The organism is Nocardia sp. NPDC004654 (assembly GCF_040609595.1).
Taxonomy (GTDB): domain Bacteria; phylum Actinomycetota; class Actinomycetes; order Mycobacteriales; family Mycobacteriaceae; genus Nocardia.
In genome coordinates this window covers 221,987-235,039 of record NZ_JBEXKI010000009.1, presented here as the reverse complement: position 1 = coordinate 235,039, position 13,053 = coordinate 221,987, and the positions used below count along the sequence as shown (strand labels likewise).

The 13,053-nt window shown below is 62.4% G+C and carries 7 protein-coding genes; 1 reads left to right on the top strand and 6 read right to left on the bottom strand.

Annotated features, from left to right (window positions below):
* Positions 1-451 precede the first annotated feature (451 nt).
* The 6 genes from ABZV58_RS28620 to ABZV58_RS28595 all read right to left on the bottom strand — a co-directional run bounded on the left by ABZV58_RS28620 (position 452) and on the right by ABZV58_RS28595 (position 12,073).
* Complete coding sequence (locus ABZV58_RS28620; RefSeq protein WP_355003279.1) at positions 452-1,666, bottom strand: Wadjet anti-phage system protein JetD domain-containing protein; 1,215 nt, start codon at positions 1,664-1,666, stop codon at positions 452-454.
* A gap of 28 nt (positions 1,667-1,694) precedes the next feature.
* The gene (locus ABZV58_RS28615; RefSeq protein ID WP_355003278.1) at positions 1,695-5,132 is read right to left on the bottom strand and encodes an SbcC/MukB-like Walker B domain-containing protein; all 3,438 of its coding nucleotides are present in this window, start codon (positions 5,130-5,132) and stop codon (positions 1,695-1,697) included.
* On the bottom strand, positions 5,125-5,871 hold the full coding sequence (locus tag ABZV58_RS28610) for a DUF4194 domain-containing protein (RefSeq protein ID WP_355003277.1): 747 nt from the start codon (positions 5,869-5,871) through the stop codon (positions 5,125-5,127). The genes ABZV58_RS28615 and ABZV58_RS28610 overlap by 8 nt, the downstream gene beginning before the upstream one ends.
* Complete coding sequence (locus ABZV58_RS28605) at positions 5,864-7,414, bottom strand: DUF3375 family protein (protein WP_355003276.1); 1,551 nt, start codon at positions 7,412-7,414, stop codon at positions 5,864-5,866. The genes ABZV58_RS28610 and ABZV58_RS28605 overlap by 8 nt, the downstream gene beginning before the upstream one ends.
* A 160-nt stretch (positions 7,415-7,574) precedes the next feature.
* Positions 7,575-10,757: an SMC family ATPase gene (locus ABZV58_RS28600; protein ID WP_355003275.1), complete on the bottom strand. Its 3,183-nt coding sequence runs from the start codon at positions 10,755-10,757 to the stop codon at positions 7,575-7,577.
* The gene (locus ABZV58_RS28595) at positions 10,754-12,073 is read right to left on the bottom strand and encodes an exonuclease SbcCD subunit D (RefSeq protein WP_355003274.1); all 1,320 of its coding nucleotides are present in this window, start codon (positions 12,071-12,073) and stop codon (positions 10,754-10,756) included. The genes ABZV58_RS28600 and ABZV58_RS28595 overlap by 4 nt, the downstream gene beginning before the upstream one ends.
* A gap of 135 nt (positions 12,074-12,208) precedes the next feature.
* Here ABZV58_RS28595 and ABZV58_RS28590 point away from each other — a divergent pair, with 135 nt between their 5' ends.
* Positions 12,209-13,042: a hypothetical protein gene (locus tag ABZV58_RS28590; protein ID WP_355003273.1), complete on the top strand. Its 834-nt coding sequence runs from the start codon at positions 12,209-12,211 to the stop codon at positions 13,040-13,042.
* The last annotated feature ends 11 nt before the right edge of the window (positions 13,043-13,053 follow it).

The window sequence follows — 13,053 nt, the reverse complement described above, 5'->3', positions numbered from 1 at the left end:
GCTGACCACGCCAAGGCGGGCACAGTCGGCGCCACCTCTGCCGCATGAGCCGACCTATCCCGTTTCCGTTGGTGCACGCGCAGTGCGGAAGTCGCGCCGCTGGTACGAACAGCAACTCAGGGCAGGCCGCCTACCCGGACACAAGGCACGCAGTACCTGGTTCCGCACTACCCGGCGACATCACCGCAGCACTCAAGGCAACCCGTCGCCCTGCCAATCCGACAATGTCAGCAGTGATCTCCTGGACACAACACGATGAAATCCGCCGTCACGGCGCTGGTCGGGCAGGGCGAACTTTCCCCGAAGGCCGGACCCGGTGTAGCCGGGGGCGCCGGGTAGTTGTCGTCGACCCGGGATACGGCACCGAGCGATCTGAACCGCCTGGGTCCCTTGGAGACCCCACCCAGTCCAGGGCGGTTCAAGGAGTGAATCGCGAGATCGGGAATCGCCCTCACGATCGGATGGCATCGGCAAGAACTTCGTATGCGTGATCCCACGCGATACGTTCCTGTTCGAGGAGTAGGCCCGTTTGGTGGTTGGCTGCGTGGTCGAGGAGATGTTCATAGAGGCGCCGTTCCGAGTTGGTGAGGTGCGGTAAATCGATCCGCGTCGCAGTCGCCCCTTCGACGGCGAGGTGGCGGAACCGGTCGAGAGTTGCGAGATCCATGTGTACGGTGTCGGCGCGAACACCGAGTCCTCGCAGGTCACTGATGAACGCAAGGCCCGGTAGATCTATGTCGCCCCAGTAGATCACCTTACGTGCCGAACGGACCCATGCGATTCGGGCATAGTGAGCGACGCTGAACCCCGCGCCGTGAAGCACAACAGTTCCAGGGTGGTCATCGGTGATCGCGTAGCCGGTTTCCTTGTTTTCGAGGATCACGACGGTGTCCGGCGTTCGAGGCCATTGGTTGAGGTCATCGACACCGGCGGCGAAATGCCGCATACCGGCGAGCTGTTGACGGAGTACGGGATCGATGACCGCGACCTGTACAAGGTAGGGCGGGATGCGCAATCCGAGGCGTTGGTGTAGTTGGATGCGTCGGGACACCGGAGCGTCGTCGTCTGCGTTCTGCTCGTCGGATGGTTCGTACTCGAGGTCCTCGCGGGGTTGTTCATCACCGAGGAGTGCCAGCAGCAGTGTGGCGTGGCGGGCGAGCCATTTGGTGTTGATTCCTTCGATCGGCAGCTGGCGGAGCAGCATGCCGGAGGTGGGGTTATCGGCAATCCAGCGTGCGGTCGAGGACAGACATTCATAGTCCTGGTCGGGTAGGTCAGTGAGACGGCGGATGATGCGGTCGAATTGTGCCCCGGGAAAGGTCCGTGCGAGTTCGGTCAGCCGCGTGCCGCAGCGGCGCCATATCGCCTGCGTGTCGGGAACGGCGGTGGCAGCCGCTCCGGGTGAGCTGAACGTCAGTGTCTTGGGCATGCTGTGGATGCCGGTGGGGAAGCGGGCATTGGCATAGTCGAGTACCCCAGGTCCGCTGTAGCGTGCCCAGTCGTCGGCCCAGGCATGGCATGCGACGGGGTTCTCGGATCGTTCGGCTCTGGTCGGTGGCTTCAGGTTGATTCGAAGCGGCCACGATCCTTTTCCGCGGGCCCAATCGGGGTAGTCGCGGTCGAATCGCTCTCGTATGTCGCGCTCGATGTCATCGGGATGGCGCATCGCTCAACCTTTCCGGGACTTGCGGTGTTCACGCGGACTCACGGGCCGCCTCGTACTGCTCGCTCATCCTGCGTGTGAGGAGTTCGCCGAAGGTAGCGATTTGCGCGGTCGAGCAAGCTTCTGTTGCGGTGACATGTTTGTCGACGAGCACGGCTTGCCCGATGAATGGTTCGACGATCCCGGACATCCGAATCGGCGCAGCCATGATCAGTTGGAAGCCGAACTCCTCGAACGCTGCCAATGCTTGCTGTGCGAAGGTCTCGTCGGATTTGCTGAATGCTTCGTCGAGCATGAGCGGCGCGAAGGTTGGTCGTCCGTCGGAGTCACGGTCTGCGAGGTTGTAGCTCAATGCGGCTGCGAGACAGAAGGCAACCAGTTTTTCTTGTTCGCCGCCGGAGTTGGAGGCGGTGTTGCGATATGCCTTGGTGGTCTCTCCGTTGTTGTTTTCTTCACGGCCGTAGAAGGTGAAGCTGTTGCGGACGTCGAGTACGTTGGTTCGCCAGCGTCGTGCTTCAGTGTCGGTCCCGGTGAAGCGTGCCATCAGGTCGCGGATTCTGTGTACTTGCTGTATCAAACGGCTGCGATCACCGCGAGTGGTTGCTGCGTCCCTCAACAGGGTATCGACTTGGTTGCGGAACTCCTTCGCCTCAGCGGGTTCGTTTGTCTTGCGTACGATTTGGAGGTGGGTTCCGGGGTCGAATTCCACGCGTTTGAGGCCGGCGTTGACCATGTCGATGCGCGTTCTGATGTCGTTGGTGGCCTTTTCGATGGTGCCGTGCAGCAGGCTGATGGACGGCACCATGTTCTCGCTGATCATGCGCTGGAAGTTGTCCATCGCCTCCGGCAGCTTTCGCTCGACGATGTCGGCGTGTAGCTGTGCGAAATCGCCACCGCTGTGCGCGACGTCGCCGCTGATGTCGGGTGCGCTGTCCGGCCATTGCTCGAGGAATCGGGCGATCGCTGCCTTGATCTTCGAGTGGGCGAGGATGCGTTGGCTGTTCGCATTCTCGCGGCGGTGTTCGAGTTCCTTGCGGAAGGCGCTGCGAACCTGTGGCATCGAGTCGACAGTTGCCGGAACTTCGACGGCAGCGAGTATTTCGTCCAGGTAGGCGCGGTCCTCGGGGTCGTCGATGGTGTGAGGTTTGAGCTGTTCCTGATCGAGTATCGCGATGAGCTTCTCTTGTTGCTCATTGTTCTCATTGAGCTTGTTCTGAAGTGCGGCACAGGCCGCAACGAGTTTCCTCCAGCGGTCCTCGGCGTCGTCACGACGCTTCTGCAATGCATGCAGGCCGATGTTGTCGGCTTTGAACTCTTCGATACGCTGCTTGAGGTCTGCGACTCGCATGCTGGCGGATCGGTGATCGATCTCGCTCCAGTTGGTGTATGCGGTGAGCGACCGCGCGGCCTCGCGTGTGGCTGTAAGCGAAGTAACGGTGCGGTTGAACTGGTCGGCATCGTGAGCTGTTCGTGTCGCCTTCTCCTCGAGAGCAGCGACTTCATCTTCGAGGGCTTGACGTTTCGCGGCGACGTTTCCACCAAGAATGTAGGAGGTAGGGCTGGTCACCGCGGCCCGATCGTCTTTGCGATAGTGGCCTCCCGGCAGTTTCACGGTGCCGCGGATGGTCACCGCCCGCGGGTATTCGTCCAGGTCGCGTGCGTTGTCGACGCAGATATGGTCGAACTTTTGCGCGAGCTGTGCAGTGAGCCACCCGGTAAACGGGTGAGAGAGGTCGACGGTGAGTTTCGCCGCCAAGGAGTCGGCCTCGACGCGAGCGGGCACAGTTGTCGCATTAGGAACGACGTGGTATTCGACCAGGCTGCGCAGATCGTGCTCATCGATGAACCGTTTGACCGAATCCTGGTGTTCTTCGGGTACCAAGAGACGGAGGCCGAAGTTTCGTAGCACCCTCTCCGCGGCCGGTCGCCACAGCTCTTCGCCGTCGGCGATGTCGATCAACTCGGCAGCATACGGCAGGGCATCGGTCGAGACACCCGCGCCTCGAGCGATCAACTCGCGTCGAGCGCGATGCTGCTCCGGGATCAGCGTGCGCGCTGAGCGCAGCGCCGCCAACTCGTCACTCCGGGCCTGGAATGCGTTGTTCGCTTCTCCAGCTGCCGCATAAAGCGTATGGAGCTGAGGCTTCTTGATGTCCAGCTCGTCCTGTGCCCGGTCAGCGATATCGCCGAGTTCGTCGTGGAGTGCTGCAAAATCCTCGGGGCACTCGGGCGCAGGTCGCCCGATCTGGCCTACCAGCGCGGTATACGCGGTGTGTGCCTTCCGAACCGATTCGGCTTCGGACCGCCTCAAATTGAGGGTCGATTCGAGATCTCGCAGACCTGCCCCTTTCTGATCGAGCTCCCGGTCGAGCGCCTTGTAGGTCTCGAGCGCGTCGTCGTGGCGGGTCGTTTGCTTACCGAGTTCGAGATCTGTATCCCGCACGGCATCGTCGATGCGGTCGAGTCCGTCTTCGACGGCCCGCAGGTAGACCCCGCGCAGGTAGTGCTCCATCGAGATGCCTGACAGCGACTCGGCTCGGCTGTGCAGGCGGATGGCCGCCTGGTAGTTCTGCCAGTTCTCAGGAACTTCCCGGAGTACTTGTTCCTGGTCGAATGCGCGTTTTGCGGTGTTGTATGCCTCATTGAGCGGTATGAACGCATTGACCATTTTCTGCGCTGCCTGAAAGGTCGGCGGCTCGTCCAGCATGTTTTCGCGGATGAACAGATTGAGATCTCCGACGTTCTTCATCGCTTTTGCCTTGCCCAGCAGAGACAGCGCGGTCTTGGAAGTACCGAGGCCGATCCGTTTGGCCAGCTCAAGGGTGTAGCGGGTTTGGGTATCGAAGTGGGTGTCCGGGTAATTGTTCTTGTACCAGGCCAGGTCGTAGCCGCGTGCAGCCCACTGTTCCATCACCCGCAGGTCGAAGTCTCCTTGGTGGAGCTGGTGCATGGTTTTCAATGAGCCGCCGTCGACCTCGCCGCCTGCGAACCATTTGACGACTACTGCCGTGGTGATGGAACCGAGTCCGTCGGCGTAGGTGGCCGCGATTCCGGACCAGGTCGATTTCCCGGCACGCAGATAGCGAACCTGGGATTGCTCGTGCTCGTCGTTGGTTTCCGACCACGCGCCTCTGACGTAATCGGCAAGTGAGCGGGTTGCTTGCTTGGCTCCGCGAGCGGTCAGATCTGCCGAAGCGTTGAACCGCTGGTCGTGCGTGGGTAGCAGAACCACAGAGTGTGCATCCATCAGCGACGACTTGCCTGACCCGGACGGACCGGTGAACAACACACCGCGCTCGTCAACAGGCAGGTCCTTGTACCCATCGAAGGTTCCCCAATTGGCGATCTGCAGCCGGGCCAGACGGTACTGGCCGAGATGGATCGCGCGGCGCGGGTGGTGTGGCCCACCGGCGGACGGGGAGGTCCGCCCGGCGGTGTTGGCCTTTGTCGCGGAGTGCAGATCAGGCACCGTGCGCCTCCTCGCCGTCAGCGTCCTGCAATGGTTCGGCATATGCGATCGCGCGGTAGCGTTGCTCCAATGCTTCGATCCGGTCGGAGGTGAGAAGGGAGGTGATCACGCCGTAGATCACGTAGCGGTTGGTGCCCGGAACTTGTTTGATGATCGCCGCTTCGCCCAGTGCTTTGATCGCCGCTCGAATCTTGTTGTGGAAGTTACCTTCGTCGGTGTCCTCGGGCCGCTTGTAGGCCAGCATGTGGTCGATCATGTCCTGAGTGGTGACAATCGGGTCATCGGGTGCCGTCAGATACTGCTGGTACAGGTAGAGCACGAGTGCGCTCGCCGCGAGGCTGAGCGTTCGCGTGCGCAGAATGGTTCTGCTGTGCGGGCTCGGGTCGACGGCTGGCTCGGTGAAGGCGTAGCGGTGCTCTCGGTTGATCTTGAGCACGACTCCGAGCTCGGCCAGACGACTGCGGAGAATGTCTTCGTACTGAAGTACGCACGACCAGTATTTGCGGTCTGCCTCGCTGACGTATGGCGCGGTAATCAGTGCCTGCAACGTCCAGCACGCCTCGGGCGCCAGTTCGCTGGTGTCTCCATCGAAGCGCGGCTCATGGTGGCCGGGTTCGACGCGCGATCCGGATACTGCTTGGTCCGGCTGGTTGAATACCTCTCCTGGATCCAGCGCGACAGCCGCGGGGGTGAGACCGGTATGTAGGTCGGCGAAGACTTCGTCGAAGGGTTCAGACATCCTCGTCTTCTTTCGTGGGTGGTTCGAATAGCATCTGCTGGGCTCGCAATGTGCGTGCGTAGCCGGTGTGGGCCCGCTCGACCGGCTGGGGAATCGGCGTGCTGAACAGCACAGACGGCAGGGTGATTTCCCGCGGTCCGCGGCTGGTGTGCGCGACCACCGTGACAACGGCGTCCGGTTGTGCTGGGGGTGAGCCGAGTGACCAGAGACCGACTACGTCACCTGTTCGTGGGCGATCCAGTTCGGTGAGGACATCCTGCAGGTCGGCGTGGCCGCCGCGTCGACGCAGAGCTGTGTTGACGGCGTCGCGAAGCGCAGCCCAGTCGATCGACTCGCGGCCTACCATTGCGGTCACATCGACCGGCGTGTCGGGGATCTCGACCAGCGGGTCGGGTTTGTCGGCTACCCCTTCGTGCAGCCGTAACCGTCCCACAGACGAGGTGTCGACCCCACTCATCGGGACAGTGAACCCGATATCGCGGCCTCCGTGGGTGCGTTTGAATGCCTCCACGGCAGCGGCCTGCGCGTTACTGATACGTGTCCGAATACCCTGATAGTGCAAGGCATCGCCGCTTCGGACGAATGCGTTCATCCGGCGGAATGCGACTTGGCGGGCGTCTTCGACTTCGCTGATCCGGCTCCACATCGCGTCGATGAACCCGTCCAACGGCTCAGCGAGATCCCCGGGAAGCTGATCCAGGTGATGAAGGATGGCCTCGATGTCCGACTCGAGCTGACTGCGTTGCGACGGCCGTGACACCAAAGTCGCGAACGACCGAAAAGCCAAACCCTCAGGGGATTCACTGATTACGTCATGGCCGTCGAACATCCGCTCGAGGGAGTCGGCGAACTCGGCAGGGTCGTCAGCGAACGTGCGCCGGATCAGTTCGGCTGTGTTGGCCTGCATTTGCTCGCCATACCGTGCGATATCCGAGGGCATCCGTTCGATCAGTTGCACCAGCGCAGAGACCTTGTCGATGAGTTCACGTTGATTTATCTCGATCGGGATGTCCTCGTCGAGTGCATCACGCTGGGCCGTCAGTTGCGCGATCTGCTCGTCGAGAGCGATCCGACGCGACTCGGCATCGGGGTTCGCCTCGGTCGCGATCTGCCGGATCTCCATCATGACCATCGCCAGGGCCGATTCGGTGGCGATCGAGGAACGCCGTCTCAGGTTGCGCATCTGCCGCACGGCCTGGGCCGCGCCCGAGGTGAGCTGATAGCGCTCGATGCGACTGTCCGGGTCGATTGTTCTGCGCACCCATCCCCGTTTCGTCCATCGGATCAGGACGGCGTCGGTGTCGGGGAACGAGACCAGTTCAGCTTCCTCGCCGTGGGGGTAGCTCCGCAACAGCCGCGGCAGGTCTTCGTCGAGGGCCGCGGTCAACGTCTCCCCATCGACAATCTGACCGTTACCCAGATGCGCCGCCATCAGAGCCAGGTGCAACAGGGCGTCGTTCGACCGCAACAGTGACATGGTGACGTCGGTGTCTGCATTGCTACGGAACTCATGCAGCAATCGTTCAGCATCACTGTTCGGCACCAGCTCCCCCTAGATTCGTCGCTCTACGGCCGCCTCGCCAGCATAGGTACGTGGACCGACAGCGAAACTGCTCGCCGGGTGGCGGTCGCAATCTCAGGACCACCGTTGCGCAGGGCTTCAGTCGCGTGGCCAGGACGCGCTCGCCCCGGCCACGATCCTGTTAAGTCAGCGCTTGTAGGCCGCTGGCAAGGTCGGCGTTGACCAGCTCGTCGCGTTCATCGGCGGTGAGCCACCGTGCTATCGAGCTGCCACCGGCTGGCCGCTCGACCCATAGGACATCGTCGACAGCTTCCGCGACCGCGTGCAGATGGCTGATCACCATGACGAGGCGCTCGTCGCCGGTCTGGGCGCGCAGGACTTCGAGTGCCGATTGCAATGCATCGGTGTCCAGGGTTGCGAAGCCCTCGTCGAGGAACAATGACCCGAGGCGGGGGCCGTTGAGGGAATGCAGTTCTGCCAGGGCAAGAGCCAAGGCCAGCGACGCCAGGAATTTCTCGCCGCCGGAAAGCCGGTTGGCACTGTGCTCAACCTGGCTGCTGCGGCTGACGATATCGCAATTGGGGGCGAACCCGAACTGATTCTCGGTCAGCTGTCCGAGCAAGGTGCTAGCGATACCGAGGAGCGTTTGGGTGTTCAGGGTCGTCAGATGGCCCAGGAACTTGGCGTCGACGAACTCTCGCCGTAATACATCCAGCGCCGCGTAGCGTGCTTCGCCGGCGGCGATCGCGAAATCGAGGTCTGCCGCCTGCTGTATCTGCGCCTTTGCCACACTTTCAGCCGTGCGCCAGTCTTTGGCCTCTTTGCGCGCCTCTGTCATGGCCTCGATGAGCGGGTGAACCGACTGCGGCCTGGTCCAGTCGACGGTCGCGTCGATGCCTGGCACGTCGGGCAACTGTCGGGCCTCCTCGACGAGTTTGGCAGTGGCTTGTTCGTATTCCAGGGTGTGTGCAGCGCGCGCGCTGGCCAGGTCGGAGTTGACCTCGGCGGTAATCTCGCACAGGTCGGTGAGGAGCGTGCGAGTCTCGTCGACGCCCAGTTCGGCGGGGAATCGCGGGGCTTGATGCGTGCCATCATCGAGATAGTCGATCGCTCGATGCAGTTCTTTGGCCCAGGTACCGAGGGCGCTCTGTAGTTCCGCCAGCGGCCTATCCAGGAGTTGGTTGGTTTCTTGGTCCAACTGGTGCTGCTGGGTGAGGACATCGGTCATCTCCTGGCGAGCGGCCTCCCGAGCGTTGACCAGAATTTCTATATCGGACTTCGCGGCAGTGACCGCATCGGTTGCCTCGCTGACAGATTCGTCTGTGATGTCGAGTATTTCGCCCGCCAGCATGTTTCGGATGCGGACGGGCAGGCCACGAACCTCGGTAGCGGTGCGAGCGATAGCCTCGGTTTCACTGGCTGCAACTGTGCCAGCTTCCTCGACTGCCGAAAGATGTGCTCTTTGACGGTTTGCGAGCGTTTCGCGGTCAGACCTGATGGTGAGAGTGGCCCGAAGCTCGTTCTCCCGGAGCCGCGTAATGTGGGCCGAAACTGCCTCCTCGCACCTGGAGATCGCTGAGGTGATCGGCTCTGTCAGGGTCTGGTCCGGCGCGACGTGCCCTGTCGGGGCGGCCAATGTGTCCATTGCGGCGGCAAGCATCGTGAATGATGCTGCCGCATCGAAGGTTCCGCCGACTCGTGCGACAAGGGAGGAGAATTCGTCGAACTGTGTGCGCGTCGCGTCCGCGGCGCGCTGCGCGTCGAGCTCCGCGGCGCGAAGTCTTTCCACGCTGTTCGAAACTGCCTGCGATGCGGTGATGATTCTGGCCTTGGCCACGGCAAGTTCGCCACTGATCTTTCCGCGCAGCTCCGTGGCGTCGCCCAGAGCGGCCCTCGCCTTAAGCATCTCATCGGTGCCCGGAGTTGCGTCGGCCTCGAAAGAGGCTGGCACTTGCTGTCGGCAGACCGGGCAGTTATCACCGGGATGGACGTCCGCCGCGATCAGGGCTGCCCGATCTTGCCGATCCAGTGCATCTATTCTTTTCTCAGCGGCGGTGACTTCGGCAATCGCGGCACCGAGTTCTTGCTCGAGACGTGCATTCACCTTGTTGGCGTCGTCCAGCTCATCGTTCGCCGACCTTCGCGCAGTGGTTGTCTCGGCGATCAGCAGGGCGGCCTTGGTCGAGTCGGCGATCTGTGTACGGAGTTCGCGGGCACGGTTCCACACACTCTGACCGACTTCGGCGGCTGCGTCGGCCTCGTCGACGAGTGGCTGAATCTGCTCGGCTTGTTTGTCCAATGCGGCCTCGTCGGCGGCGATTCGACTGGCATCTGCAGCCAATTGTGCGGTGCGGGTCTCGAGGCTAAAGCGCTTTTGACGGTGACCTTCGATGCGGTCTGGGAGGTGAGCAAGGATCGCGGCAGCGTCGGCAAGAGGACCGAGGCCCTCCCCAGCCTGCTCTCGCTGTCGAATCTGTTCCACCAAACCTTGTTCACGAGTCTTGATTTCGGCTGCACTGTCGGAGAGCGAAGCTCGTCGTTTCTCAGCGTGTTCGGCGATCGGCGCGAGCTTGTCGAGGGTCGCGACCGCATCATGCACCACCCCGTCCGCGAGGTTGTCGGCGGCCTTCTGGGCCGCGACTGACGCCCCACGAGCCGTCGAGACCTTCTCCTGCAGTGTGGTTATTGTGTCGATCGATGTCACCAGCTGGGCTGCCAACTTTTCAGCAGCTGAGGCCTTCGAGCAGCAATCGGCGGCGGTCTGCTCCGGCTTGTCGGGCATGCCCTTGCGTTTTTCCGTTGCTTTCTCGAGGAGCGCTTTCAGCTCTGATGCCCGCTCTCGAGCGAGGTCCTGGACCGCCACCAGCGAATCCGCACCGAACAGCTCGCGCAGATGTTTCTTGCGGTCACTGGGTTTGGAGGTCAGAAGTTGGTCGAACTTTCCCTGCGGCAGCAGTCCCACACGTAAGAACGTGTTGTAGCCCAACTGCAGAACGGCTTCGATACGGCTGGTCACAGCCGTCGCGCCGTCGACTTCCTCGCCGGTGTCGAAGTTCTTCAGATGGTGTCGTCCAGCATTGGAATTGGTGGCGTGGATCGTGCGATGCACCTGCCACCGATGCCCTCCGTGTGTGAAGGTGAGATCGACGCTGCCGATGTCGGCGTGGTCGGCAATGAGAAGTTTTGTCTCCCGGCCGTCCCACGAACTTTTGCCGAACAGCGCGAAGGTGATCGCCTCCAGGATGCTGCTCTTGCCGGCGCCGGTGTCGCCGAGCACAGCGGTCAGACCCTTGTCGGTGAAGTCGATAGTCGTTGGTTCGGGGTAGCTGCGGAATCCCTTCATGGCGAGTGTGATCGGTTTCATCGCGGTACCTCCGAATCAGTAGAATGGCCGACGGTCAGCACACCCGCACGATCGATGCTGTCGAGGGACCGCCCGTCGATTGCGGCGGCCAGCAAGTTCTCTTCACAGCAGGTTGTTCGGTCTATCGGATCCGGGTCCGCCTGTAGGTCAGCGAAGGTGGTCATCACGTGGTCCAGCACTGGTCCGGAGACACGACCTTCGGAGAGGTATTCGCGCAGAATATCTTCCACACTGGGGAGGTCCGCGGCTGCCGTTCCCCGGTCGAGGATCTGCTTTTCGGCACCCTTGCGGATTTCATCGATGCCGACGATCGTCGCCTTCGGCAGCATCTCTGCCAGTGTCTCCGCAAGCCTCAACGTCGGACCGTCGGTGTGGACCGCGACCTTCACCCACGCATCGCCGACTCGGCCTGCATCGGTCCTGATCTGATCCAACGTCCCGACAAGCTTGACCAGTCGTCGCCCGGATTCCAGTGGCACAATCTCGATTCGAGGATCTCGACCGGGCGCGATCTCGGCGAGAACCACGCTCTTGGTGTCGCGAGTCTCGCCGAAGTCCATCTGGAGCGGACTACCGGCGTAGCGGCCGGTGAAGCCGATCCCATCGATCCGCTGCGGCTTGTGGATATGGCCGAGTGCACCGTAGTCGACCAGAGGCAGGCTGGTAGCCGTCGCAGCGTAGTCGGACTCGATGGAGATCTGCCGCTCGGAATACGACGGCGTGGCTCCCTCGACGAACAGATGCGCCGCAAAGACCAACACGTCACGCGGACCACGATCGCGAGCAAGGCGGCGATACACGTCAGCCTGCACCGCCCGCATCCGCTCGGCGTAGGTTGCGGTCGCAGTCACCGGGTCGGCGAAATCGTAGGCGAACCGATTCGGGTGCAGATACGGCAGCGCACCCACCCGAACCGTGAATTCTCCTTCAGCGGTCGGATATTCGGCAACCAGCAGCCCGTCGGGCCGAGCGTCGGTCGCGAACCGCACCCGGGCTTCGTCGGTCCGGGCACCCAGATCGCTGAGCATGAACTCCAGGAACGACAGCACGTGTCGAGTGTCGTGGTTACCAGCGACAACCACCACGGGCGCGATGTCGCCGAGACGTCGCAGTGCCCGGGCGGCTCGGCGCATGTCGTCCAGACTCGGTCGATGACCGTCGAATAGGTCTCCACTGTGAACGATCACGTCGGGTCCGAAATCAGCTGCGATATCTACGATCTCGGCCAACACGGCATCGAATTCTGCGTCGCGCCGGTGGCGTCCGATCTGGCGTCCCAAATGCCAATCGGACGTGTGGAACACGCGTGCGGTCAAGGAGTACTCCGAAGAATGTAACGGGCGGGCATCCCATGCACCGCCGCGGTCGAATGGAGTCGAGCAGCACTGAGATTACATCACACTCGGGAGGATGTCAGGAAAATCTCTGGAAGCCTGGTAGGCTCCGGAGCCATGAGCAACCCACTGGACGCGCTGGACAAGAGCATCGCAGAGCTGCGACGCGCGATCCGCGACGCGTCCACCGCTGGCGACTCGGAGCGGGTCGGCGAACTTCGGGCGCAACTTCGCCGGACCGAGCGTGCATGGGATGCCCTCATCGAAGCCGACGCAACGACACCGTCGACTGCGATTCCGGACCAGCCGACGGCGGCCGAACCACGCGCGATGACACTGCCCGCCCGCGAACACGTGCAGCGAGCACTGGTTCTGCTCCAGGCCCCCGCAGCGCCGAAGCTGATCGTTGACGTCCACGACGCGTTCTTCCCGGGAGATCTGACGGCATCCAAGCTGTCGAGCCTGCGCCGCGACGAGGAACGCTCCTACCGTTCAGCTCCTGGCGCCCGGCCCTACTACCTGTGTCCGGCGCTCAACCACGACCTCCTGTCGCCGACCAGAGCGTTGCTCACGATCAGTACCTGGCCGCTCGAGCAGCGCATCATCGGCCCGCTATCCCCCCGGGTGAACTTCCTGACCGGTGCCATCCGAATCGCCGAGGCCATTCGCGGGATGCAAACGGCCGGTTCAGAACCCACGCCGGCCGCGATGCGCTTGCTATGGCGCTTCGCGACCAACATCCCTGGCGCGATGCCGCCGGAGTCAAGCCTCGTCGTACACGACATCGGGCAAGTAATTGATGCGTCGCTCGCCGAGCTGGAAATCCATTCCGACGCCGATCATGCGACCAGAACCGCGTCCGCGCAACGGGCACGAAAGCAGCTAAGCGACGAACAGCAGCTGTTCGGCGCCCCGATCCGACAGGCCCGGCTCAAACATGCCGACTCCTGACCAGGTTAAAC